General features: G+C 61.7%; 20 protein-coding genes. 5 read left to right on the top strand and 15 right to left on the bottom strand.

Features of this window, described 5'->3' with window-relative positions; translation table 11 throughout:
- Window positions 1-63: 63 nt before the first annotated feature.
- The 3 genes from BOP93_RS13010 to BOP93_RS13000 form a co-directional block, all read right to left on the bottom strand.
- On the bottom strand, window positions 64-1,734 hold the full coding sequence (locus BOP93_RS13010; RefSeq protein WP_104502950.1) for a response regulator: 1,671 nt from the start codon (window positions 1,732-1,734) through the stop codon (window positions 64-66).
- Window positions 1,731-3,233 carry an ATPase domain-containing protein gene (locus BOP93_RS13005; RefSeq protein ID WP_104502949.1) on the bottom strand — a complete coding sequence of 501 codons (1,503 nt, stop codon included), beginning with the start codon at window positions 3,231-3,233 and terminating at the stop codon, window positions 1,731-1,733. Before BOP93_RS13005 ends, BOP93_RS13010 begins: the two co-directional genes overlap by 4 nt.
- Before the next feature lie 142 nt (window positions 3,234-3,375).
- The gene (locus BOP93_RS13000; protein ID WP_104502948.1) at window positions 3,376-4,434 is read right to left on the bottom strand and encodes a tetratricopeptide repeat protein; all 1,059 of its coding nucleotides are present in this window, start codon (window positions 4,432-4,434) and stop codon (window positions 3,376-3,378) included.
- Window positions 4,435-4,640: 206 nt separating this feature from the next.
- Here BOP93_RS13000 and BOP93_RS12995 point away from each other — a divergent pair, with 206 nt between their 5' ends.
- The 5 genes from BOP93_RS12995 to BOP93_RS12975 are packed head-to-tail and all read left to right on the top strand — an operon-like array spanning window position 4,641 to window position 10,198.
- A complete protein-coding gene (locus BOP93_RS12995; protein WP_104502947.1) occupies window positions 4,641-6,290 on the top strand; it encodes an AMP-binding protein in 1,650 nt (549 codons plus the stop codon).
- Window positions 6,291-6,311: 21 nt separating this feature from the next.
- Window positions 6,312-7,079 carry an SDR family NAD(P)-dependent oxidoreductase gene (locus BOP93_RS12990; protein WP_104502946.1) on the top strand — a complete coding sequence of 256 codons (768 nt, stop codon included), beginning with the start codon at window positions 6,312-6,314 and terminating at the stop codon, window positions 7,077-7,079.
- 12 nt (window positions 7,080-7,091) lie between these two features.
- A complete protein-coding gene (locus tag BOP93_RS12985) occupies window positions 7,092-8,276 on the top strand; it encodes an acetyl-CoA C-acyltransferase (protein ID WP_104502945.1) in 1,185 nt (394 codons plus the stop codon).
- 9 nt (window positions 8,277-8,285) lie between these two features.
- Window positions 8,286-9,413, top strand: coding sequence for an acyl-CoA dehydrogenase (locus BOP93_RS12980; RefSeq protein ID WP_104502944.1), 1,128 nt, complete (start codon window positions 8,286-8,288; stop codon window positions 9,411-9,413).
- Window positions 9,414-9,424: 11 nt separating this feature from the next.
- Window positions 9,425-10,198, top strand: a complete 774-nt coding sequence (locus BOP93_RS12975; protein ID WP_065884299.1) for an enoyl-CoA hydratase — start codon at window positions 9,425-9,427, stop codon at window positions 10,196-10,198.
- 526 nt (window positions 10,199-10,724) lie between these two features.
- Here BOP93_RS12975 and BOP93_RS12970 read toward each other — a convergent pair.
- From BOP93_RS12970 to arnC, 12 genes are all read right to left on the bottom strand, one after another.
- Window positions 10,725-11,876: an acyl-CoA dehydrogenase family protein gene (locus BOP93_RS12970; protein WP_104502943.1), complete on the bottom strand. Its 1,152-nt coding sequence runs from the start codon at window positions 11,874-11,876 to the stop codon at window positions 10,725-10,727.
- A gap of 3 nt (window positions 11,877-11,879) precedes the next feature.
- Window positions 11,880-12,983 (bottom strand): enoyl-CoA hydratase/isomerase family protein, encoded by a 1,104-nt coding sequence (locus BOP93_RS12965; protein WP_104502942.1) that lies wholly within the window; start codon window positions 12,981-12,983, stop codon window positions 11,880-11,882.
- Between the two features lie 131 nt (window positions 12,984-13,114).
- Window positions 13,115-13,822, bottom strand: a complete 708-nt coding sequence (locus BOP93_RS12960) for an HPP family protein (RefSeq protein WP_104502941.1) — start codon at window positions 13,820-13,822, stop codon at window positions 13,115-13,117.
- Window positions 13,823-13,989: 167 nt separating this feature from the next.
- Complete coding sequence (locus BOP93_RS27425) at window positions 13,990-14,166, bottom strand: hypothetical protein (RefSeq protein WP_237140417.1); 177 nt, start codon at window positions 14,164-14,166, stop codon at window positions 13,990-13,992.
- A 291-nt stretch (window positions 14,167-14,457) separates the two neighbouring features.
- Entirely contained in the window at window positions 14,458-16,080 is a 1,623-nt protein-coding gene (locus tag BOP93_RS12955; protein WP_104502940.1) for an ArnT family glycosyltransferase, read from the bottom strand.
- A 3-nt stretch (window positions 16,081-16,083) separates the two neighbouring features.
- Window positions 16,084-17,463: a UDP-glucose dehydrogenase family protein gene (locus BOP93_RS12950; RefSeq protein WP_104502939.1), complete on the bottom strand. Its 1,380-nt coding sequence runs from the start codon at window positions 17,461-17,463 to the stop codon at window positions 16,084-16,086.
- Entirely contained in the window at window positions 17,460-17,873 is a 414-nt protein-coding gene (arnF, locus tag BOP93_RS12945; RefSeq protein ID WP_104502938.1) for a 4-amino-4-deoxy-L-arabinose-phosphoundecaprenol flippase subunit ArnF, read from the bottom strand. Before arnF ends, BOP93_RS12950 begins: the two co-directional genes overlap by 4 nt.
- Complete coding sequence (gene arnE / locus BOP93_RS12940) at window positions 17,870-18,217, bottom strand: 4-amino-4-deoxy-L-arabinose-phosphoundecaprenol flippase subunit ArnE (RefSeq protein ID WP_065884306.1); 348 nt, start codon at window positions 18,215-18,217, stop codon at window positions 17,870-17,872. Before arnE ends, arnF begins: the two co-directional genes overlap by 4 nt.
- The gene (arnT, locus tag BOP93_RS12935) at window positions 18,214-19,869 is read right to left on the bottom strand and encodes a lipid IV(A) 4-amino-4-deoxy-L-arabinosyltransferase (RefSeq protein WP_104502937.1); all 1,656 of its coding nucleotides are present in this window, start codon (window positions 19,867-19,869) and stop codon (window positions 18,214-18,216) included. Before arnT ends, arnE begins: the two co-directional genes overlap by 4 nt.
- Window positions 19,866-20,750: a 4-deoxy-4-formamido-L-arabinose-phosphoundecaprenol deformylase gene (arnD, locus tag BOP93_RS12930; RefSeq protein WP_104502936.1), complete on the bottom strand. Its 885-nt coding sequence runs from the start codon at window positions 20,748-20,750 to the stop codon at window positions 19,866-19,868. Before arnD ends, arnT begins: the two co-directional genes overlap by 4 nt.
- A complete protein-coding gene (gene arnA, locus BOP93_RS12925; RefSeq protein ID WP_104502935.1) occupies window positions 20,750-22,741 on the bottom strand; it encodes a bifunctional UDP-4-amino-4-deoxy-L-arabinose formyltransferase/UDP-glucuronic acid oxidase ArnA in 1,992 nt (663 codons plus the stop codon). Before arnA ends, arnD begins: the two co-directional genes overlap by 1 nt.
- Window positions 22,738-23,772, bottom strand: coding sequence for an undecaprenyl-phosphate 4-deoxy-4-formamido-L-arabinose transferase (gene arnC, locus BOP93_RS12920; protein ID WP_057722390.1), 1,035 nt, complete (start codon window positions 23,770-23,772; stop codon window positions 22,738-22,740). Before arnC ends, arnA begins: the two co-directional genes overlap by 4 nt.
- Window positions 23,773-24,034 lie beyond the last annotated feature (262 nt).

Below are 24,034 nucleotides of genomic sequence, written 5' to 3'. Positions count from 1 at the left end.
CCACGTTTGCGTAAGCAGATTAGTATGAAGCAGGCCAGCCGGTGCCGCGGAAGGTTCACACTTTCACGCCCGAATCATCTCCCGCACCTTGGCTGTCAGCAAATCGAACGTAAACGGCTTGGTAATCAACTGCATCCCCGGGTCCAGAAAACCTCCCCGCACAGCCGCGTGTTCTGCGTATCCGGTGATGAACAGCACCTTGAGGTCCGGACGGATCTGCCGTCCGATTTCCGCCAATTGCCGGCCGTTCATGCCGGGCAGCCCGACATCACTGATCAGCAGGTCGATACGCTGCTCTGACTCGATGATCGGAACCGCCGTGTTCGCATCACCGGCTTCGACAAAGCTATAGCCCAACTCTTTGAGTACCGCGCTGACGAGCACCCGCACAGCCGGGTCGTCTTCAACGATCAGCACCGTTTCACCGTCATTAGCGAACGGCAGCATGGCCGGGTTCACCACGGCATCAGCGACGATCTCTCCCACAAAGCGGGGCAGGAACAAGCTGACGGTGGTGCCTATACCGACTTCGCTGTGCAGGGTGACGTGCCCACGGGACTGACGGGCAAAACCGTAGATCATCGACAAGCCCAGGCCGGTGCCCTGGCCAATCGGTTTGGTGGTGAAGAACGGGTCGAACACCCGGCCCATGACGCTTTCCGGAATGCCGCAACCGGTGTCACTCACGCTCAGCTCAACGTAATCGCCAGGGCTCAAGGTGCCATAGGCGGCGGTGAAAACACTGTCGAGGTGGCGGTTGGTGGTTTCCACCGTAAGGCTGCCGCCGCTGGGCATCGCATCACGGGCGTTGATCACCAGGTTGAGCAGGGCGCTTTCCAGTTGATTGGGGTCGGCCTCGGCGGTCCACAGGCTGTCGCTGAGGCGCATGTGCAGGCAGATGCTTTCATTGATACTGCGTTGCAGCAATTCGCCCATGGAGGTGACCAATTGGTTGATCTCCACGGGCTTTGGGTCCAGCGACTGCCTGCGCGAGAACGCCAGCAGGCGGTGGGTGAGGCCGGCGGCCCGGTTGGCCGAGGTGACGCCCAGGTCGATCAGGCCGTCCAGATCGTCCAGCTTGCCCCGCGCTACACGTCGTCGCAGCAATTCCAGGCTCCCGATGATGCCGGTCAGCATGTTGTTGAAGTCATGGGCGATGCCGCCGGTCAATTGGCCGACGGCCTCCATTTTCTGCGACTGGCGCAAGGCTTCTTCATTGCTGCGCAGTTGCGCGGTACGCTCTTCCACCTGCTGCTCGAGGGACTCCAGGGTGCGTTGCAGGCGCAACTCGCTGGCACTCAGGTCGAGCAGGCGGTCCCGTGCTTCGTACTGCCGCCGCCGCCCGCGCAGGGCGGCGCTGACCAGGCTGATCAGGGTCACGGGATGGAACGGACGCTCAAGGAAGGTGACATTGCCCAGCAACCCACTCAGGTGCGACGAGCCGTTTTGCTCGCTGCCGCCGTGATGGGTCATCAGCACAATCGGCAGGTCGGACCAGGCCGGTTGCTGGTGCAGGTACTCCAGCAGGGGGGCCAGATCCACGCCACGCAAGGCTTCAGCCGCAACGATGAGCAGGCCGGCACCCTCGTTCAACGCTTCACACAAATCGATGAGATTGCCGACGACCATACCCTGATAACCGGCTTCGTTGAGCATCATCAGCGCCAACGAGCTGTCGCGGCCCAAAGGCGCGAGGATAATGGCGCGTTCAAACACCGGAGACAGAGACGTCACACTCCCTCTTCCTTGAGCAGAGGCGAGCCAGCGCCCATATAGATCGGAATGCCGCGCAGCACACCCTGGAAATTATCCAGAGGTTCGCCGACCGTCATGCCATTGCTGCTGATGCGGTATTCGCGAATCGTCGATTCGTGGGTACCGGTGCGTTTCTTGATAATGGAAATGGCCCGGCGCACCTTGCCCAGCGCTTCGAAGTAACGCAGCAGGATCACGGTATCGGCCAGGTAAGTGATGTCGACAGGGGTTTGCATATCACCGACCAGGCCATGCTGGGCGACGGTCATGAAGGTCGCGGCGCCACGCCGGTTGAGGTACAGCAGCAGTTCGTGCATATGCAGGATCAGTGCGTTCTCTTCCGGCATGGCTGCCTGGTAACCGTTGATACTGTCGATCACTACGGTTTTGATGCCGCCTTCGTCCACGCAGCGACGTACCCGGTGTGAGAACTCACCAGGCGACAGCTCGGCCGCGTCGACCTGTTCGATCAGCAGGTTACCGGTGGCTTGCAGCGCAGCCAGGTCGATGCCCATGTTCTTCATGCGCTCGAACAGCAGGCCCATCTCTTCGTCAAAGATGAACAGCGCGGCTTTTTCGCCACGCGCTACCGCAGCAGCGGCGAAAACCATGGAAATCAGCGATTTACCGGTGCCGGCCGGGCCAAGGATCAGGCTGCTGGAGCCGGTCTCGACGCCGCCGCCCATCAAGGCATCGAGTTCGGCGATACCGCTGCTCATGGTCTGGCGCGTGTAGCCGCCACGATGTTCGGCGGCCACCAGGCGTGGGAACACGTGCACACCGTCGCCCATGATCGTGAAGTCATGAAAGCCGCCACGGTATTTCTGTCCCCGGTACTTCACTACCCGCACACGGCGACGTTCGGCACCGTAGCTGGGCGTCAGTTCTTCCAGGCGAATCACGCCATGGGCCACACTGTGCACGGTTTTGTCGAGGGATTCGGTAGTCAGGTCGTCGAGCAGCAGCACCGTGGCGTCATAGCGCACGAAGTAGTGCTTGATCGCCAGAATCTGCCGGCGATAGCGCAGGGAGCTTTGCGCCAGCAGGCGGATCTCCGACAGGCTGTCGACCACGACGCGGGTGGGCTTGACGCGTTCGACCACTTCGAAAATCTGCCGCGTGGCTTCGCCCAGTTCCAGGTCCGAGGAGTACAGCAGGCTCTGCTGATGCTCGGCGTTGAGCAGGCTTTCCGGCGGGGTCAACTCGAAGATATGAATGTTGTCGTCCAGGTCCCAGCCATGAGACTTGGCACCTTGGCGCAGCTCACGTTCGGTTTCGGACAAGGTGATATACAGCGACTTTTCACCGTTTTTCGCGCCTGCCTGCAAGAAGTGCAGGGCCACGGTGGTTTTACCCGTGCCGGGCTCGCCCTCCAGGAGGAACAAATGGCTGCGCGATAGCCCCCCGGAAAGAATGTCATCCAGACCATCGATGCCGGTGGCTGCCTTTTCACTCAAAAGCGAATTTGATGTAGACAAGAAGTGCCCTCAGGTCACGTACGTGTTCGGGGCACGCCGTTGGGCGCGCCATATTCACTTGACCCTATCGGCCTGTGGCGGTTCAACGTTTTGGATTATTTGTAGGCAACCTGGTGACTTTTTCCACATTTTTGGAGGGCCGTCACAGACCCTGTTGCAGCGCCGGGTCATCCGGGTTCTGCTGCTCCAGCTGTGCCAGCAGTACCTGGACGTTCTGCAACTGGCCGCTTTCTTTCCAATAATTGACCAGCAGCACACGCGCTTTTCGATTGGCCGGGTGGCGCTGGACGATGTCCTCCAGTTGCCGCTGGGCCGCCTCCAGTTCCTCCTGGTCGTGCAGCGTGGTGGCCAGGTCGTAGCGGTAATCCTGATTGTCCGGTTCGAGTTCTACCGCCTTGGATAGGCCGAGCAGGGCATAGGGGCGCTCGCCATGGTGCAGCAGCCACATGCCAAGGGCGTGTTGCAGGTAGGCCGATTCCGGATGCGCCGCCAATTGCTGCGCGAGCAACTGCCGCGATTCGTCGGTCTTGCCCTGTTTGTCCAGTAACTCGATCTGCGCCACCACCGCCTGCAGATTGTCCGGTTGCAGGCGCATGGCCTGTTGCAGCGCATGTTGTGCATCCGGCAGCAGCGCGCTGTGAATATAAAGGCGCGCCAGTTGAATCCAGCTTTCGGCGGTCTCGGGCTGGGCCTTGAGGGTTTTGGCAAATTCGTCGAGCACTTGCTGCAGCGGGCCGAAATACAGGCCCAGGGTGTCCGGCGACAGGCCGAGCAGGGCGTTGGCGGCGGCAAAGCGTACTTGCTGTTCGGGGTCGTCCAGTACAGGGCCGAGCAGCAAGGTGCGCTGGCCGGTCGGCACCAGGCCGACAATGCTGTGGATCGCCGCTTCACGCACCACGGGCGAGGCATCGGCCAGGTCTTTATCCGCCAGCTTCAGCGCTTGGGGGCTGGGGTAGTTGGGGAGCTCGGCATGCAGCGCGGCGCGCCGCTCGGGTGACAGGTCCGGCCGTCCCAGCTGTTGATACAACACCCGCGCCGCCCCCGGCTCGCCATTGCGCGCCTGCTTCAGGGCCTTGGAGTAACCCTGGGCAATCGCCGGGGGCGCGGTCACGGGCGTTGTGCGCGAGAAAAACCAGGTGATCAATACAATCGACAACAGGGCGCACAGGCCGATGATGGAGTAACGGCGTGACTTTGACATGCAGGCGTCCGAAGGCAGGGTACGGGTACAAAGTCGCAAGCTTCGGCCAGTGCAGGGCGAGTGTCAAACCGGATTGGCCAAACCAGTCAGCCATGTTGGCGGCTTTGACCATTGCTGGTGGCAGCGCTGTGGAGCGACTATTTGCAGGCGATTGACCTGGTTTGGAAGTGTCCTTAAAACAAAAAAACACACAAGGAACCGAAGCGATGCGTGATTACCTGGCCGCCACCACCGAATTCGATTACCAGCACACCGTCGACATGACGCTGGCCGGCAACCTGCAGGCCCTCAACGCCTGTGTGGAATGCTGTGACCGTCATGCACTGCCCGGGCGTATTGCGCTGTTCTGGGAGGGCAAGGACGGGCGCAGCGCCACGGTCACCTTTACCGACTTGCAGGACCAGGCCGCACGCTTTGCCAATTTCCTGCTGGGGCAGGGCATCAAGCGTGGTGACAAAGTCGCCGGTTTGTTGCCGCGCACGGCCGAACTGCTGGTGGTGGTCCTGGCCACCTGGCGTATCGGCGCGGTCTATCAACCCTTGTTCACCGCGTTCGGGCCCAAGGCCATCGAGCATCGCCTGAACAGTTCCGGCGCCGCCCTGGTTGTCACCGATGAGGTGAATCGGCCCAAGCTCGCGGACGTGGAGGGCTGCCCGACCATCGTGACGGTCACCGGTGCCAAAGGCGAAGGCCTGGTGCGCGGCGATTTCAGCTTCTGGGCCGAACTGCCCCAATATTCCAATACCTGCGAGCCCGTACTGCTGGGGGCGGACGAGCCCTTTTTGCTCATGTTCACCTCAGGCACCACCGGCCCGTCCAAAGCCCTGTCGGTACCGCTCAAGGCGATTGTCGCATTCCAGGCCTATACCCGCGACGCGGTGGACCTGCGCCCCGAAGACGCATTCTGGAACGTGGCCGATCCGGGCTGGGCCTACGGCATCTATTTTGGCGTGACCGGGCCGCTGTCCATGGGGCATCCGATTACCTTCTACGATGGCCCCTTCACCCTGGAAAGCACCTGCCGGGTCATCAACAAGTACGGCATCACCAACCTGACCGGTTCGCCCACCGCGTATCGCCTATTGATTGCCGGCGGCGAGCAGTTCGCCCGTTCGATCAAGGGCCGGTTGCGCATCGTCAGCAGCGCCGGCGAGCCCTTGAACCCCGAGGTGATTCGCTGGTTCGCCGACAACCTCGGCGTGACCATTCACGACCACTACGGACAAACCGAGCTGGGCATGGTGCTGTGCAATCACCACGGCCTGGCGCATCCGGTGCATGTCGGCGCGGCAGGGTTCGCTTCGCCCGGGCATCGCATCGTGGTACTGGATGACGACTACCAGGAATTGCCTGCCGGTCAGCCCGGCATTCTCGCCATCGACCGTGAGCAATCGCCGATGTGCTGGTTCGCAGGCTACGACGGTGTGAAAACCAAAGCCTTTGTCGGCAAGTACTACCTCAGCGGCGATACCGTGGAGCTCAACCCGGACGGCAGCATCAGTTTTGTCGGGCGCAGTGATGACGTGATTACCACCTCCGGCTACCGCGTGGGGCCGTTCGACGTGGAAAGCGCGCTGGTCGAACACCCGGCCGTGATCGAGGCCGCCGTGGTCGGCAAGCCGTGCCCGGAGCGCACCGAACTGGTGAAAGCCTTTGTGGTGATCAACGAGCAGTACCGCGCCACCCCGGAGCTCGCCGAAGAGTTGCGCCTGCACGTGCGCCAGCGCCTGGCGGCGCATGCGTATCCGCGAGAAATCGAATTCGTCAGCGACCTGCCCAAGACTCCCAGCGGCAAGCTGCAACGCTTTATTTTGCGTAATCAGGAAATAGCCAAGGCCCAGGCGGCCGTGGCGTGATCCGTTCAAAAGGAAACAGTGATGCAGATTGAAAACAAGGTATTCCTGGTCAGCGGCGGTGCGTCGGGCCTCGGTGCGGCCACTGCTGAGATGCTGATCGCGGCAGGCGCCAAGGTCATGCTGGTGGACCTCAACGCCGACGCCGTTGCCGCCAACGCCAGGCAACTGGGCGACAACGCCCGCAGCGCCGTGGCGGACATCAGCCAGGAAGCGGCGGCCGAAGCCGCCGTCCACGCCACGGTCGCCGCCTTTGGTGGTTTGCACGGGCTGGTCAACTGCGCCGGTGTGGTGCGTGGCGAGAAGATTCTCGGCAAGGACGGCCCGCACGCCCTGACCAGCTTCGCCCAGGTGATCAACGTCAACCTGATCGGCAGCTTCAACCTGTTGCGCCTGGCCGCTGCGGCGATTGCTGAAACCGACGCGGATGCCGATGGCGAACGCGGCGTCATCATCAATACTGCCTCGGTGGCGGCGTTCGACGGGCAGATCGGCCAGGCCGCGTATGCCGCCTCCAAGGGCGCGATTGCCAGCCTTACCTTGCCGGCCGCGCGCGAATTGGCACGTTTCGGTATCCGCGTGATGACCATCGCCCCCGGCATCTTTGAAACTCCGATGATGGCCGGCATGACCCCGCAGGTACGCGAGGCCCTGGCCGCCGGCGTGCCGTTCCCGCCACGCCTGGGCAAACCCGTCGAATATGCGGCCCTGCTGCGGCATATCATTGAAAACAGCATGCTCAATGGCGAGGTGATCCGTCTCGACGGCGCCTTGCGCATGGCAGCCAGGTAAGGAGGCATCTTCATGAATGACCCTATCGTTATTGTCAGCGCCGTGCGCACGCCCATGGGCGGGTTTCAGGGCGACCTCAAGGGCCTGACCGCACCGCAACTGGGCGCCGCTGCAATTCGTGCGGCGGTCGAGCGCGCCGGTATCGCCACCGACGCCGTCGACGAAGTGTTGTTTGGCTGTGTACTGCCCGCAGGCCTCGGCCAGGCGCCGGCACGCCAGGCAGCGTTGGGCGCCGGGCTGGACAAATCCACCCGTTGCACCACCCTCAACAAGATGTGCGGCTCGGGCATGCAAGCGACGATCATGGCTCACGATGCCTTGCGCGCCGGCAGTGTCGACGTGGTGATCGCCGGCGGCATGGAGAGCATGTCCAACGCGCCGTACCTGCTCGACCGCGCGCGCAGCGGCTATCGCATGGGGCACGGCAAGGTCCTTGACCACATGTTCCTCGACGGCCTGGAAGACGCCTACGACAAGGGCCGCCTGATGGGCACCTTTGCCGAAGACTGCGCCGAGCATAACGGGTTTACCCGCCAAGCCCAGGACGCCTTTGCGATTGCCTCCCTGACGCGTGCGCAGGAAGCCATCACCCACGGCAGTTTTGCCGCTGAAATCGTCCCGGTGCAGGTCACTGTCGGCAAAGAGCAGAAAACCATCCTGCATGACGAACAGCCGCCCAAGGCCAGGCTGGACAAGATCGCCAGCCTGAAGCCGGCTTTCCGCGAAGGCGGCACGGTCACCGCAGCCAACTCCAGCTCGATCTCCGATGGCGCGGCGGCGCTGCTGTTGATGCGCGAATCCGAGGCAAGCCAGCGCGGCCTCAAACCCCTGGCGGTAATTCATGGGCATGCGGCGTTTGCCGATGAGCCGGGGCTGTTTCCGGTCGCGCCTGTTGGGGCGATCCGCAAGTTGATGGGCAAAACCGGCTGGAGCCTGGAGGATGTCGACTTGTTCGAGATCAACGAAGCGTTCGCGGTGGTCAGCCTGGTCACCATGAGCAAACTGGAAATTCCCCACGACAAGGTCAATGTGCACGGCGGCGCCTGTGCCCTGGGCCATCCGATCGGTGCCTCGGGCGCGCGCATCCTGGTGACCCTGCTCTCGGCCCTGCGCCAGAAAGGCCTCAAGCGCGGCGTTGCGGCGATCTGCATCGGCGGCGGTGAAGCCACCGCGATGGCCGTTGAATGCCTGTATTAAGGACTGACCATGCTGCCTAATGACGAACACCTGCAAATCGGCGACGCGGCCCGGCAATTTGCCCAGGAACGCTTAAAACCGTTTGCCGCCGAATGGGACCGCGACCATCGCTTTCCCCGGGAGGCCATCGGTGAGATGGCCGAACTGGGCTTTTTTGGCATGCTGGTGCCGGAACAATGGGGTGGCTGCGACACGGGTTACCTGGCCTACGCCATGGCCCTGGAAGAAATCGCCGCCGGCGATGGCGCCTGCTCGACCATCATGAGCGTGCACAACTCGGTAGGTTGCGTACCGATCCTCAAGTTCGGCAACGACCGCCAGAAAGAACAGTTCCTCAAACCCCTGGCCAGTGGCGCCATGCTTGGAGCCTTTGCGCTGACCGAACCCCAGGCCGGTTCCGACGCCAGCAGCCTTAAAACCCGCGCGCGCCTTGAAGGCGATCACTACGTGCTCAACGGCTGCAAACAATTCATCACCTCGGGGCAGAACGCCGGCGTGGTGATCGTGTTCGCGGTGACCGACCCGGCGGGGGGCAAGCGCGGCATCACTGCGTTTATCGTGCCCACCGATTCGCCGGGCTACAGCGTGGCGCGGGTCGAGGACAAGTTGGGGCAGCACGCGTCGGATACCTGCCAGATCCTGTTTGAAGACTTGAAGGTGCCGCTTGCCAACCGCTTGGGCGAGGAGGGTGAGGGCTACCGGATCGCCCTGGCCAACCTGGAAGGCGGACGGGTGGGTATCGCCGCGCAAGCGGTGGGCATGGCCCGCGCGGCATTTGAAGCGGCCCGCGACTACGCCCGTGAGCGTGAAAGCTTCGGCAAGGCCCTGGTCGAACACCAGGCCGTGGCCTTTCGCCTGGCGGACATGGCCACGCAAATTGCCGTGGCCCGGCAGATGGTGCACTACGCGGCAGCCTTGCGCGACAGCGGCAAGCCGGCGCTGGTCGAGGCGTCCATGGCCAAGCTGTTCGCGTCCGAAATGGCCGAGAAAGTCTGCTCGGCCGCCTTGCAAACCCTGGGCGGTTACGGTTACCTGAGCGACTTCCCGCTGGAGCGGATCTACCGCGATGTGCGGGTCTGCCAGATTTACGAAGGCACCAGCGATATCCAGCGCATGGTCATCTCACGCAATCTTTAAGGAGCCGATACATGAGTTATGAAACCATTTTGCTCGAAGTCCAGGGCCGCGTTGGGCTGATTACCCTCAACCGTCCGCAGGCGCTGAACGCCTTGAACGCCCAACTGGTCAGCGAGTTGAACCAGGCGCTGGACGGCCTGGAAGCCGACCCGCAGATCGGCTGCATCGTGCTGACCGGCTCGAAGAAAGCCTTTGCGGCGGGTGCCGACATCAAGGAAATGGCCGAGCTGACCTACCCGCAGATCTACCTGGACGACCTGTTCAGCGACAGCGACCGCGTGGCCAACCGCCGCAAGCCGATCATTGCCGCCGTGAACGGTTTTGCCCTGGGCGGCGGCTGCGAACTGGCCCTGATGTGCGACTTTATCCTGGCCGGTGACGGCGCCAAATTCGGCCAGCCGGAGATCAACCTTGGCGTACTGCCTGGCATGGGCGGCACCCAGCGTCTTACGCGGGCGGTGGGCAAGGCCAAGGCCATGGAAATGTGCCTGACCGGGCGCTTCATCGACGCGGTGGAAGCAGAACGCTGCGGCATCGTCGCGCGCATCGTGCCCGCCGACGAACTGCTGGACGAAGCCTTGAAAGTCGCCACCCTGATCGCCGGTAAATCGGTGCCGATCAGCATGATGGTCAAGGAAAGCGTAAACCGCGCATTTGAAGTGAGCCTGTCCGAAGGCGTGCGTTTCGAGCGCCGCGTATTCCATGCAGCATTCGCGACCCAGGACCAGAAAGAAGGGATGGCAGCGTTCGTGGCCAAGCGCACGCCGGCGTTCAAGGACAAATAACGAGATTCTCACCTTCCATGGAGATCCAAATGTGGGAGGGGGCTTGCTCCCGATGCGGTGTGACAGTCCCCAAGATATTGACTGATCCGCCGCCATCGGGGGCAAGCCCCCTCCCACAATTTTGCCCGCGGTGTATTAGGCAGAGCGGGTAGCTCTGCATGATCGGCCAGGCGCCGATATCCAATGCAGGTAATCCAGATTTCAACAACACAGCAGATCCAATGTGGGAGGGGGCTTGCCCCCGATTGCGGTGTGACAGTCAACCAGGATATTGACTGATCCGCCGCCATCGAGAGCAAGCCCCCTCCCACAGTTTTGCCCCTATGTTGTCAGTCAGAGCGGGTGGTTCTGCATGATCGGCCAGGCGCCGATATTCAATGCAGGTAATCCAGATTTCAACAACACAGCAGATCCAATGTGGGAGGGGGCTTGCCCCCGATTGCGGTGTGACAGTCAACCAGGATATTGACTGATCCGCCGCCATCGAGAGCAAGCCCCCTCCCACAGTTTTACCCCTGTGTGTCAGTCAGAGTGGGTAGTGCTTCAGTTCCCTTGCAATGACCATGCGCTGAATCTCGCTGGTGCCTTCGTAAATCTGCGTGATCCGCGCATCCCGGTAGTAGCGCTCCACCGGGTAGTCTTCCAGATACCCATACCCGCCATGAATCTGCATCGCCTTGGAGCAAACCTTTTCGGCCATTTCCGAGGCGAACAGCTTGGCCTGGGATGCTTCGGACAGGCATGGCTTGCCGGCGCTGCGCAGGCGTGCGGCGTGCAGGATCAACAGGCGTGCCGCGTTCAACTGGGTTTGCATATCGGCCAGCAGGTTGGCCACGCTCTGGTGTTCGATGATCGCCTTGTCGAACTGCACCCGATCCCGGGCATAGGTCAGCGCCGCTTCAAAGGCGGCGCGTGCGATGCCCAGGGCCTGGGCGGCGATGCCGATACGCCCACCCTCCAGGTTGGACAGGGCGATGGCCAGGCCTTTGCCGCGCTCGCCGAGCAGGTTGGCTTCGGGCACCGCGCATTGGTTGAAGGTCACGGCGCAGGTGTCCGACGCTCGGATACCCATCTTGTGTTCTGTGCGATCGACCACGAAGCCCGCAGTATCAGTGGGCACCAGGAACGCCGAAATACCCTTCTTGCCCAGCTCCGGGTCGGTCACGGCAAACACAATCGCCAACTGGGCGCGCTTGCCGTTGCTGACAAACTGCTTGGCACCGTTGATCACCCACTGGCCGTCGCGCAGTTCGGCACGGGTGCGCAGGTTGTGAGCTTCGGAGCCGGCCTGGGGCTCGGTCAGGCAGAAGCAGCCGATGGCCTGGCCGCTGGCGAGTGCGGCCAACCAAGTGTGCTTCTGTGCCTCTGTGCCGTAGTTGAGGACCGGGCCGCAACCCACTGAATTATGGATACTCATCAAGGCCCCAGTGGCACCGTCACCGGCGGAGATCTCCTCCACGGCCAGGGCATACGCCACATAATCCACGTAGGTACCGCCCCATTCTTCCGGGACCACCATACCGAGCAGGCCCAGTTCGCCCATCTTGGCAACCAGCGCGTCGTCAATCCAGCCAGCCTTTTCCCAGGCCTGGGCATGGGGCGCGATTTCACCACGAGCAAAATCACGTGCCATGTCGCGGATCATCACTTGTTCTTCTGTGTATTCAAGATCTTGCATGGCTTAATTCTCAATCTGCACGAAGTCACGAAAAAAGCTTTCGACATGGCTGGCGTCCAACTCATGAACCGTTGGCGGATTCCACTGCGGTTTTTTGTCCTTATCGATGATCAGGGCGCGAACCCCTTCGATCAGATCGCCACGCACGAACCACTGGCGGTCCAGGTGCAGCTCCAGGGCAAAGCACTGCTCCAGCCGCAGGTGGCGCCCACGGCGCAGCATCTGCAGCGTCACGGCCATCGCCAGGGGCGAGCGGGTTTGCATCAGGTCGGCGGTGGTCAGGGCCCAGTCGTGGCTGTCGGCGACGGTGACTTGCTGCAGTTGCTCGACGATGCTCGGCACGTCCGGCAACGCGAAGAAATGGTCGATCGCAGGACGCAGGGCTGCCAGCGGCGGATCAGGTAATTGCTGCACGGCCAGCCGGGCGAGCACGCCTTGCAGGTCCTTGAGGGGAGAATCGCGCCATTGCAGGCTGTCGAGCTTTTGCGCAAGCTCGGTCAGTCTGGCGCTGTCCAGGTACCAGTCCGCCAGGCCGCAATACAGGGCGTCCGCCGCACGGATCTGCACCCCGGTGACGCCAAGGTAGACTCCCAGCTCCCCGGGGATGCGCGACAGGAAATAGCTCCCACCCACATCCGGAAAATACCCGATGGCTACTTCCGGCATCGCCAGGCGGCTGCGCTCGGTCACCACGCGCAGGTCGGCGCCTTGTACCAGGCCCATGCCACCGCCGAGTACAAAGCCGTCCATCAATGCCAGGACCGGCTTGGGGTAATGGTGGAGGGCCAGGTCGAGCGCGTATTCCTCCACGAAGAAGTCTTCATGCAGAGTGTCGCCACCTTTGAAACTGTCGTACAGGGAACGGATATCGCCGCCGGCACAAAAGGCCTTGTCGCCGGAGCCGCGCAGCACAACGGCGTATACCAGCGGGTCATCGGCCCAGGCCTGTAGCTCAATAGTCATCAGCCGCACCATGTCCAGGGTGATGGCGTTCAAACCGGCGGGGCGGTTGAGGGTGAGGTAACCGATACGGTTACGCACTTCACTCAGTACGGCTTCCTGCTGAATATGGGGGGGGCTTGCTTCGGAGGTCACCTGAGCAGTCATCACTAACTCCCTGCTTTTATTGTTCTTTATCAGAATGTTCGGGGGCAAACTATCGCGTGATCGTACCAGCGCAAATTTGTCGCGTACAACCCGGAATCATGCAGGTCGTTGTTGCATTTATGCAGCGCGCATCAAACCACCCGGCTGGCCAGGACTTCGCCGATGCTGCGGCGCCGCGCGTGGCCTTCGGCGGTATGAATCAATGCCTCCAGCGCCGTGGGCTCGACGTCGAAAAACTGTTCCATATCGGCCAATGCCAGCTTGAGGTCGGCTGCAGTGATGGCCGGGTCGGTCACGGGCGCACTGCCGATCACCACCGGCACCGGTTCGGCAGGCGCCTTGGGATAGCGCGTGCGGGTGGCATTGTTGTAGGCCAGCGCGCACGTCAGCAGGGCACTTGCGCCGAGCATGACCGGTGCCAGCTCATGCCAGCCCAGGGCAATGGAGGCAGGGTCGGCCAGTACCAGCGTCATGGCCAGGCCACCGGCCGGCGGGTGCAGGCAGCGCAGCCAGCAGATCAGCACGACGGTCATGCCCGCCGCCAGGCAAGCGCTGCCCAAGGTTCGCCCCAATACTCGCGCCACCAGCAAGGCCACGATGCCCGCGCACAGATAACTGCCCATGATCGACCAGGGTTGCGCCAGTGCTCCCGACGACACGGCGAACAGCAGCACCGCCGACGCGCCCAGCGGGCCAAGCAGGTGCAGGGCCACGTCCATGCCAAATACCTGGGCGCACACCCAGACACTGAGCATTGTGCCCAAGGCCATGCCGATTGCGGCACGGCTCCATTCAGAGGGACGGGTATTGATGGCGGCAGGTAACCAGCGAGCGAGCATTGAAAAGGGATCCTGAAACGGGGGCGAAAAAAAGGCTTGCCTGGTTTCCCGGGAAAGCCCTTTGAAGGTTCCAACATTGATTGGGGGAAGGAACAGTTCCAGTTTGCCGAGTACGTCGCAGCGGCGCCAATGCATATTAATGATGTTTGAATGCAAAAATTATGTATTCAAGGCGTGTCGCCAAGCGGAATCCGACCGTTACCCTGATGGCTTGGCAGGCTGATCTTGCCCAGTACGCGGCTGTCGACCTCCTCGTTGAACAGGCGTTTTTGCAGGTTCTCCTGCATGCCTGGCTCGTCGGCCAGCGGGCCCTTCAATGCCACCAGTGCATTGCGTAGCCCCATCAGCCGATCCAGTCTCGGTGCCGCTACAGCTAAGCCATCCTCTCGCATGACATTGCCCTCCTTGTTGTTATGCAGGTTCGCTGACCGCAGCGGTTCAAGACAGCCCCGATGCAGGTGGTAAATAATTAATACACTTGGCAAGCGAGTCTACAGTCGGGTTCCGGGCGCCGGAAGGCAAAGTGCAGCGGCCCTTACGCAAAGCTCTGTAGGTGTTTTCTCGGTGATTTTGATGAAAAACGCCCACTGCTCGATAAGTGGGCGTTATTTCTTACGAAGTCCTTGGAAACACGATCAGGGATAGGTGTTTTTTTCCAGGTGCAGCAACACATACGGGGTCTTATCGAACGCCCCGGTAAGCGTCGGCGTAAGCGAACGCAAGCGCGGGTCAGTCAGGCTTTCGAAGTCAGCCTGGCTCATCACCAGCCAGGCCGGCGCCTGAACAGGCTGGAGCTCGACGGGCAGTTGAGTAAACAGGGGGACCTTGTCGCAATTGAAGTTCACCATGAACTTAATGGCCTTTGCGTCTTTGCCTAACGCATGCAGCACCAACGGCGCCGGTTGTTGCAGGATCAGGTCCTTGGCCGCCAGGGTAAACGTGCGGGTGTCGTAAAGGCTGCGCTCCAGGGGTTCGACTACCAGGATGTAAGTCGACCAGACCGCCACTACTGCGGCGAATGCCGGACCGACCGCGCGCAGTCGAACCTTTAACAGCGCCAGCAACGCCAACCCCTGAAGCACCGCCAGCATGCCGAAGATCAGCCCGAGATCGGCCAGCAATTGCGGGTAACGCCGGCGCGCCGCGATCAGCCCGACCGACAACAGCGCGGGTGCCAGCGTCCACAGCACCAGCATCAAGCCACGTAACCCGCTGAACAGACGGCCCTGGACAACTTGGAACGGATACGCGGCAATGATCGCGGCCATCGGCAGCATCGGCAGGATATAACGCGCCTTTTTTGCCTGGGGCACCGACAAGCCCAGCATCACCAATGCGCCCGCTGCCGCGCAGTACAGCACCAGTTTCAATGCCGGGTCTGGTGCTTGGCGGCCGCGGCTCACTACGGCCAGCAACACCAGAAGCGCCACCGGGTAGGCCAGCGCGTAGTTGCCCAGGGAGCTGGTGAAGTAATACAGCACGCCGCCGGAGCCTTCGCTGCCATCCATGCGCCCGAGAAACTGCATGCGAATCACGTCATGCATGAAGTCCTCGCCACCGCTGAGCTTGGCCAGCAGCAGCAACAGGCCGATACACGCCGCCAGTAACGCCAGCGCCAACAGCCCGAAGCTGAACAATTGCCGCCATTGACGGTTGATCAGGTAGTAGCTGCATAGCACCCCGGTAGGGATTACCAGGCCAATCGGCCCGCGAATCGCAAACCCGAGCATCAACAGCGCAAACACCCAGTGCAGGCGTTTGGCCGCAGAGCAATGATCACGGGCATAACCCAGGTAAAACACCGCCAGGGTCACGGCCGCCAGCATCTGGTCCAGAGAGACGGCCCGGGTTTCGCTGATAAAGGTGCTGCTGAGCAGCAACATGGCGACGCTCAGCAGGCCCCAGCGCAGGGAATAGGGCGCGGTGAGTCGATACACCAGCACCACGATGCACGCCGAGGCGACGGCGCTGGGCAGCCAGGCGGTGAGGCTGGTGACCTGGCCCAATGGCAGGGACAACAGCCAGGTCAGCAGGGTCGAGGTGGCCAGGTAGTCCGCATACGGCTGGCCGTAGGTGGTGGGAAAGAAGCTCGGCCCATGGCGCAGCATCTCCTGGGCAAACACCACGAAGCGCGAGTCGAAACCGATAATCGCCTGGTGCCAGTTGCCGGCGATGAACAACAGCAGTGCCAGGAACCCCAGACCCAGTGACTGTAGACGGATCGTCGGGTTGAGCTGGGGCGGGTGAGCCTTGTTCACGTATCAGCCTGCCTTGGCCTGTGGCACCCAGTTTTGCTGAGGGATCGGCAACTCGCACGAGTCGCCACGACCGATCGGAAAGTACTTGAAGCCTTTACGCGTGAGGCGCTCGCCGTCGTACAGGTTGCGCCCGTCAAAGATCACCGGGGTTTTCAGGCGCTGATGGATCAGGTCGAAGTCCGGCGCCTTGAATTGCTGCCACTCAGTGCAGACGATCAGCGCATCGGCGCCGCCCAGGGTGGACTCCGGCGTGCCCATCAGCATCAACCTGGGGTCGTCGCCATAGATGCGCTGGGTTTCCTGCATGGCTTCAGGGTCGAATGCACGTACATTGGCGCCAGCCTCCCAGAGCGCTTCCATCAGCACGCGGCTCGGCGCGTCGCGCATGTCGTCGGTATTGGGCTTGAAGGCCAGGCCCCACAAGGCGAAGGTCTTGCCGCGCAGGTCACCCTTGAAGAACGCGTTGATGCGCTCGAACAACTTGCCTTTCTGACGCTGGTTGATCGCTTCCACGGCTTCGAGCAGATCGCTGGAACAGTTGGCTTGTTTGGCGCTGTGGATCAGGGCGCGCATGTCTTTGGGAAAGCACGAGCCGCCATAGCCGCAACCCGGGTAAATGAAGTGGTAGCCGATGCGCGAGTCGGCACCAATCCCCAGGCGTACGGCTTCGATGTCGGCGCCCAGGTGTTCGGCCAGCTCGGCGATCTGGTTGATGAAGCTGATCTTGGTGGCAAGCATGCAGTTGGCGGCGTACTTGGTCAGTTCGGCGCTGCGTACGTCCATGAAAATGATACGGTCATGGTTGCGGTTGAACGGCGCGTACAGGTCGCGCATCACCTCGCGTACTTCTTCACGCTCGCAGCCGATGATGATGCGGTCCGGGCGGCGACAGTCGGCCACGGCCGAGCCTTCCTTGAGAAATTCCGGGTTGGAGACGATATCGAATTGCAGCTCACGGCCGGCGGCGCGCAGATTCTTGCGCATATGGTCGCGCAGGGTGTCGCCGGTGCCCACGGGCACGGTGGATTTCTCCACCAGGATCACCGGCGCCACGCGATGGCGGGCGACTGCATCACCCACCGACAGCACGTATTTGAGGTCGGCCGAACCGTCTTCATCCGACGGCGTGCCCACCGCAATGAACAACACTTCACCGTGCTCGACTGCAAGTTTTTCGTCGTAGGTGAAATGCAGGCGTCCGCTTTCCAGGTTTTCCTTGACCATGGCCGCCAGGCCCGGCTCGAAGATGGTCACGTGGCCCTTCTGCAGCGACTCGACCTTGCGCTGGTCAACGTCCATGCAAATAACATCGTGACCGACTTCGGCTAATACCGTGGCCTGTACCAGGCCGACGTAACCACTACCAAATACACTGATTTTCATGGGGTATTCCTGGGACTTGAGGTGCTAGCACGACGAGAGTTGATAACCAGTACGCCGAGGATGACCAACGCCACCCCCAGGGTTTTCGAAAGCGAAAAGTGTTCGTTGAAGACCGGCAGGCTGGCCGCCAGCAGGTACACCAGCGCATAGCTGATGCTGAGCAGCGAATACGCACGCCCGAGGGGCAAGTGCTTCAGCGCGCCGAGCCAGCAGAGCATCGACAGCGCATAGGCGATGATCGCCAGGATCACCACGCCCAGGGCGTTCAGGTCGATGCTGGCGCTGCTCAAGGCATCCAGCCACCGATCCGGCAGCGGCAGACGCGTCATGCTCCAGCGCATGCCCAATTGGGCGGCGCTGACCAGGCCGACGCTGCCCAGGGCCAGGGCGAAACCGCGTGTCCGGCTCATACCTGACGCCCCAACAACACCACACCGGCAATGACCAGCACCACGCCCAGCCAGTGGCGGCCATCGATGGGCTCGGCAAACACAAAGCGTGCCATCAGCGTGACCAGCACAAAATTCAGGCTGAGCATCGGGTAGGCAATGCCCACTTCCAGACGCTGCAGCACCAGCAACCACACCAGCAAGCCAAGGCCCAGGCACACCAGCGCCGACCACAACCAGGGTGAGCGCAACTTCAGCGCCCAACCGTCGGGCACGTCACGCCAGCTTTCCACGGCAAACTTCTGCGATACCTGGCCCATGCAGGTGAGCAGGCAGGCAGTGAGCAATAGAAGCAAGGTGATCATGGCGCGACCTGCGGGAAAATCAGAATCACGATATTGCCTTGGGCATACCGCTGGCCGTCCGGAGGCAGCAGTGCGAGTTCTTCCTTCTCGCCCTGGCTGTTGACGCGCATCACCACGCCCACCGCACCGCTGCGGCGGGTTTGCGCCATCCAGGCCTGGATTTGATTGCGGTCAACCAGGCGCTGGGCGGTATCGGCGTAGGCCAGCCCGTATTTCACCTCGCCGGAGGTGTTGTAGAGGGTGATGTCGGGCCGTTTCAGCCGCCAGGCCAGCGCTGCGGACGCACCCAGGTCGTTGCTCAGCAGCGCAACGGAGGGCTTGAGTTCTTCGGCGTGATCGATGATGAACTGGTCCGGCGTCTTGTTATAAACCACCGAATGGGGCAGGGCGGCGGGCAACAAGACCACCAGCAAACCACTGCCGATCAGCGGCGCGGCCCACAGTTTCACCGGGCGTAACGCCTGCAGCAGGTTGGCCAGGATCCAGCCGAACACGCCGATAAATACCAGTACCAGGCTCAGGGTTTCCTCACCGGGTTCGTACAGCGGCTTTTTCCATTGGAACCAGATGAGCGCCAACAGCACGAGCACACCGATCGCCAGGTTCAACCAACCGTTAATGCGCAATACACGGCCACGGCCTTGAGCGAGCTTGTCACTCAGGGTCGACCCCATCAGCAATGCCAGGGGCAACAGGCACGGCATGATGTAGGAGGGCAGCTTACCCTTGGCCAGGCTGAAGAAGGCCAGGGGCATCAACAGCCACAGCAGCAGGAGCGCGGTTTTCGGCAGGCGCTTGTCCGACCATGCCTGCTTGAGCGTGGACGGCAGCAGGGCGACCCACGGCAACGTGAAGGCGACCAGCAATGGCAAGTAGTACCAGAACGGTTCGGCATGCTGGGCATCCTCACCGGCAAAGCGCTGGATATGCTCATGCCAGAAGAAGAAGTGCCAGTAATCCGGCTCTTGCAGGTGCACGGCCAGTGCCCAGGGCAAGCTGATCAGGATCGCCGCCGCCACCGCCACCGGCCCGAACTTGAACAATTCAACCGAACGTTTCTGCCAGAGGGCGTAGGGCAGGGCGATCAGCACCGGCAGCAACCACGCCAGGAAGCCCTTGGTCATGAAGCCCATGCCGCAGGCCAGGCCCAGCAAGGCCCAGGACCACAGTCGAGCACGGCGGGTAGTGCTGTCGAAGCAGAACCACAAGGCAGCGCCTGTCAGGTTGACCCAAAAGGTGAATTGCGGGTCCAGGTTGGCGTAGCCGCCGAGCATCGCCACGCTGACGAAACTCATATAGAGCACGCAGCTCACCAGGCTTTTCTGCGGGTCGTTCCACAAGCGGCGTGACACCAGATAAACCAGCAGAATGCTCAACCCGGTGCTCAAGGCCGAGGCAAAACGCACACCGAACAGGTTCTGCCCGAAGATCGCCTGGCCCAGCGCGATCATCCAGTAGCCGGCGGCGGGTTTTTCGAAGTAGCGAATGCCCATGAAGTGCGGCGCGGCCCACTTGCCGGTCAGCAGCATTTCCTGGCTGATCTGCGCATAGCGGGTTTCATCGGGAATCCACAGCCCGTGGGTCGCCAGCGGTAACAGGTAAACCACCCCGAACGCCAACAGGAGCAGGGGCAATGCCCAGCGGCGGATCATGCCTGCTGCACTCCGAGCCAACCCTCGCGGCCGCTCAATGCGCCGCGCATCAGCTGTTGCTGGGGCAGGGTGGTCACATCCGCAGGCAACAAGTCGCCCAGAGGCTTGAAATCGATGCCGCGCTGCGCTGCCTGGGCAAGCAACAGGCGAAAATCATTGGCCATCAGAATCCCTTCTACTTCCGCGTGGATCGTGTAGACGTTCAGCTTCGATGCGCTGAACCGGTCCAGGATGAAACGGTTGAAGTCCTTGGCAGCCACCACCGGCCCGACGACTTCGTCGAAGGTCGGCAGGTCTACCGGAATTTGTGGGGTGCCCGCGCTGCCATCGGCCAGGGTCGGTCGAAACAGGCTGGTGCCCCGGCAATCGCTGTTGTAGCGAAAATTGAAGGCTTGTTTGGCTTGCACCACGCGCTCATCGGCGCGCCAACCGGCGGCCGCTGAACAGTCGATACGTTCACCGAGGATGTCGCTCAGGGTGTCCACGCCACGTCGAATCTGCTCGATCAGTTGTGCGTCGCTCCAACGCCCGGTATTGGCCTGCCAGCCGTGGTGATCCCAGGCGTGCAGGCCGACTTCATGCCCGGCGGCCTTGGCCTGGCGCATCAGATGCCCCAGGTCGCGGCCAATCGGTTTGCCCGGCCAGGCGGTGCCGGCCAGCAAAATGTCCCAGCCATACAGGCCGGCGGCATTGGAACGGAGCATTTTCCACAGGAACTGCGGGCGGATCAGGCGCCACAAGTGGCGACCCATGTTGTCCGGCCCGACGCTGAAGAAAAACGTCGCCTTGATCCCGGCCTCGTCCAGGGACTCGAGCAGCCGCGGCACACCTTCACGGGTGCCACGGTAGGTGTCGACGTCGATGCGAAGACCTGCCTGCATTATTTTTTATCCGCTATTTCAAGCATGGCTTCCCGCAGGAAGAAATCCAGCGTGTTACCGATGGTCTCGCTCATTTCCACGCTCGGTTCCCAGTTCAGCAGGCGCTTGGCGTTTTCGATGCTTGGCTTGCGGTGGGCCACGTCCTGGTAACCGGTGCCGTAGAACGCCTTGCTTTCCACATCGCGGAAACCGGCGAACGGTGGAAAGTTGTGGCGCAGCGGGTGGGCTTCGAACTGACGCAGCAGCTCCTCGCCCAACTGGCGGATGCTGGCTTCGTTTTCCGGGTTGCCGATGTTGATGATCTGGCCGTCGCAGACACCGTTTTCGTTATCGATGATGCGCGCCAGGGCTTCGATGCCGTCGGCGATGTCGGTGAAGCAACGCTTCTGCTCACCCCCGTCGAACAGGCGGATCGGCGTGCCTTCCACCAGGTTCAGGATCAACTGGGTGATGGCACGGGAGCTGCCGATACGCGCCGAGTCCAGACGATCAAGGCGCGGGCCCATCCAGTTGAACGGACGGAACAGGGTGAATTTCAGGCCCTTGTCGCCGTAGGCCCAGATCACACGGTCGAGCAGCTGCTTGGAGACCGAGTAGATCCAGCGTTGCTTGTTGACCGGGCCGACGACCAGGTTGGAGGTGTCTTCGTCGAAGTACTGGTCCTGGCACATGCCATAGACTTCGGAGGTCGACGGGAAGATCACGCGCTTGTTGTACTTGACGCAGTAACGCACCAGCTTGAGGTTTTCTTCGAAGTCCAGCTCGAACACGCGCAGCGGGTTGCGGGTGTATTCGATCGGCGTAGCGATGGCTACCAGTGGCAACACCACGTCGCATTTCTTGATGTGGTACTCGATCCACTCGGTGTGGATGCTGATATCACCTTCCACGTAATGGAAGTTGGGGTGGCTGCGCAGGCGCTCGATGGCGTCGGAGCCGATGTCCAGGCCGTAGACTTCGTAACGGTCGTCGCGCAGCAGGCGCTCGGACAGGTGATTACCGATAAAGCCGTTCACCCCCAGGATCAACACACGGGTGCGGCGTGGCTTGCGGCCCGACTCGGCGCCGCGCAGCACGGAACCGTCCACCAGGCCCAGTTCATCGGCCAGGGAAGGGCCGGCCAGGTACAGACCGTTGTCGTTGCGCTGGCCGAACTTGACCACCAGCGAGTCTTCACCACAGGCGACGCGCAGCGGGTTGACGCTGATCACGCGGCCCGGCGCCAAACCTTCGTTGCCTTTGACCACCTCGGCCTGCCATACGATGAGTTTGTGCTCGCCGACCGCGCAAAAGGCGCCGGGGTAAGGCTGCGTCACGGCGCGGACCAGGTTGAACAGTTGTTCGGCGGGGTTTTTCCAGTCGATCTTGCCATCGGCGGCGGTACGGCGACCAAAGCAGGTGGCCTGGCTTTCGTCCTGGACGGTTTCGCTCAGTTTGCCCAGCGCCAGTTGCGGCAGGGCGTCGCGCAGCAGGTTGCTGGCGGCATCACGCAGTTTGGCGTGCAGGCTCAGGCCGGTGTCGCTGCGCTCGATGCTGACTTTCTGCTGGGCCAGGATCGCACCGGCATCGGCACGCTTGACCATGCGGTGCAGGGTCACGCCGGTTTCGGTTTCACCGTTGACCAGCACCCAGTTGGCCGGTGCACGGCCACGGTATTTGGGCAGCAGCGAACCATGCAGGTTGAACGCGCCGTGGCGGGCGGTGGCCAGCAGGGGCTCGCTCAACAGGTTGCGGTAGTAGAAAGAGAAGATGAAATCCGGGTTCAGCTTGGCAATGCGCTCGACCCACAGCGGGTGGTTGGCGTCTTCCGGGGCGTGCACCGGGATACCGTTGCGGGCACACAGCTGGGCGACCGAGCCGTAGAAAGTGTTTTCCTTGGGGTCATCGGCATGGGTGAACACCGCGGCGATGTCGTAACCCGCTTCGAGCAGGGCTTCAATACCGGCACAGCCAATATCGTGGTAGGCGAAGACAACGGCTTTTGAACTCATGACTGGACCTGATCGGAAGAAGAAGTAGAAGTATGGGAAGACACCAGGCCATCAACGACGACCACGGGAGCCGGTGCTGCCGGTTGGTTGCGCAGCACTTTTTCAATGAAGAAACGCGGGCGGGCGCGTACATCGCTGTACATGCGGCCCAGGTATTCGCCCAGCAGGCCCATGCCGATGAACTGGCCACCGGTGAACACGAAGAGCACGGCGAACAGCACAAACAGGCCGTCGCCCGCCCAATCGGCACCGAAGGCCAGGCGCATGACGATCAGCGCAAAGGCAAACAGCACGCCCAACGCCGCCAGACTGAAACCGACGATGGACAGCAGGCGCAACGGCGTGGTGGTCATGCAGGTGAGCAGGTCGAACATCAGGCTGATCAGGCGCATGGCGCTGTATTTGGATTCGCCGTGTTCGCGCTCGGCGTGGTGCACCAGGATTTCCGTGGTGTGACGGGCAAAGCCGTTGGCCAGGATCGGAATAAAGGTGCTGCGCTCGCGGCACGCAAGCATCGCGTCGACAATGGTGCGGCGGTAGGCGCGCAGCATGCAGCCGTAGTCAGTCATGGCCACGCCGGTGGAGCGCTGCACGGCCAGGTTGATCAGGCGCGAAGGCCAGCGGCGGAAGGCGGAATCCTGGCGATTGTTGCGCACCGTGGCGACCACGTCGTAGCCCAGGGCGGCCTGTTCCACCAGGCGCGGGATTTCTTCCGGCGGGTTTTGCAGGTCGGCATCGAGGGTAATCACCACTTCGCCGCGGCATTGTTCGAAACCGGCCATGATTGCGGCATGCTGGCCATAGTTGCGGTTGAGGATCACCGCGACCACGTTGCTGCCATCTTCAGCGGCGGCGTCTTCGAGCAACTGCGCCGAATCGTCGCGGCTACCGTCATCCACCAGGATGATTTCGTATTCGTAGGCCAGCTGTTTGCAGGCTGCCGTGGTGCGCCGCAGCAATTCGGGCAGACTCTCTTGTTCGTTATAGACCGGGATAACGATCGATACGCAATGAATAGGGTAGGGTTTCAAAGATTCATGACCTCGGCTGAAGCAACTTGGAGCGCGAAAACAGCAGCGATTATTGGGCAAAATTACAGCCCGCAGAGTACAAAACGGCGCTAAAGATAAAGCGGAATCAACAGCTTAGTCGATTAACCCCGGATTGCTCTGAAGTGTTGCCTACAAGGTTAAGCGCAAAAATGTTCAACGAATATGAAAGGCGGATGAAAAACTCGTTTATTTGACAGGTAGACAGCCAGGGTTCAGCTATGTCGCCAAGGTGTTAAACCTT

The sequence above is a fragment of the Pseudomonas orientalis genome, from assembly GCF_002934065.1.
GTDB lineage: Bacteria > Pseudomonadota > Gammaproteobacteria > Pseudomonadales > Pseudomonadaceae > Aquipseudomonas > Aquipseudomonas orientalis_A.
This window is presented reverse-complemented; position numbering and strand designations above follow the sequence as displayed.

What these genes read in the sequence shown, in the direction of transcription:
- BOP93_RS13000 (WP_104502948.1), bottom strand. Translation starts at nt 4,434, where the DNA reads ATGTCAAAGTCACGCCGTTACTCCATCATCGGCCTGTGCGCCCTGTTG.
- BOP93_RS12995 (WP_104502947.1), top strand. Translation starts at nt 4,641, where the DNA reads ATGCGTGATTACCTGGCCGCCACCACCGAATTCGATTACCAGCACACC.
- BOP93_RS12990 (WP_104502946.1), top strand. Translation starts at nt 6,312, where the DNA reads ATGCAGATTGAAAACAAGGTATTCCTGGTCAGCGGCGGTGCGTCGGGC.
- BOP93_RS12985 (WP_104502945.1), top strand. Translation starts at nt 7,092, where the DNA reads ATGAATGACCCTATCGTTATTGTCAGCGCCGTGCGCACGCCCATGGGC.
- BOP93_RS12980 (WP_104502944.1), top strand. Translation starts at nt 8,286, where the DNA reads ATGCTGCCTAATGACGAACACCTGCAAATCGGCGACGCGGCCCGGCAA.
- BOP93_RS12975 (WP_065884299.1), top strand. Translation starts at nt 9,425, where the DNA reads ATGAGTTATGAAACCATTTTGCTCGAAGTCCAGGGCCGCGTTGGGCTG.
- BOP93_RS12970 (WP_104502943.1), bottom strand. Translation starts at nt 11,876, where the DNA reads ATGCAAGATCTTGAATACACAGAAGAACAAGTGATGATCCGCGACATG.
- BOP93_RS12965 (WP_104502942.1), bottom strand. Translation starts at nt 12,983, where the DNA reads ATGACTGCTCAGGTGACCTCCGAAGCAAGCCCCCCCCATATTCAGCAG.
- BOP93_RS12960 (WP_104502941.1), bottom strand. Translation starts at nt 13,822, where the DNA reads ATGCTCGCTCGCTGGTTACCTGCCGCCATCAATACCCGTCCCTCTGAA.
- BOP93_RS27425 (WP_237140417.1), bottom strand. Translation starts at nt 14,166, where the DNA reads ATGGGGCTACGCAATGCACTGGTGGCATTGAAGGGCCCGCTGGCCGAC.
- BOP93_RS12950 (WP_104502939.1), bottom strand. Translation starts at nt 17,463, where the DNA reads ATGAAAATCAGTGTATTTGGTAGTGGTTACGTCGGCCTGGTACAGGCC.
- arnF (WP_104502938.1), bottom strand. Translation starts at nt 17,873, where the DNA reads ATGAGCCGGACACGCGGTTTCGCCCTGGCCCTGGGCAGCGTCGGCCTG.
- arnE (WP_065884306.1), bottom strand. Translation starts at nt 18,217, where the DNA reads ATGATCACCTTGCTTCTATTGCTCACTGCCTGCCTGCTCACCTGCATG.
- arnT (WP_104502937.1), bottom strand. Translation starts at nt 19,869, where the DNA reads ATGATCCGCCGCTGGGCATTGCCCCTGCTCCTGTTGGCGTTCGGGGTG.
- arnD (WP_104502936.1), bottom strand. Translation starts at nt 20,750, where the DNA reads ATGCAGGCAGGTCTTCGCATCGACGTCGACACCTACCGTGGCACCCGT.
- arnA (WP_104502935.1), bottom strand. Translation starts at nt 22,741, where the DNA reads ATGAGTTCAAAAGCCGTTGTCTTCGCCTACCACGATATTGGCTGTGCC.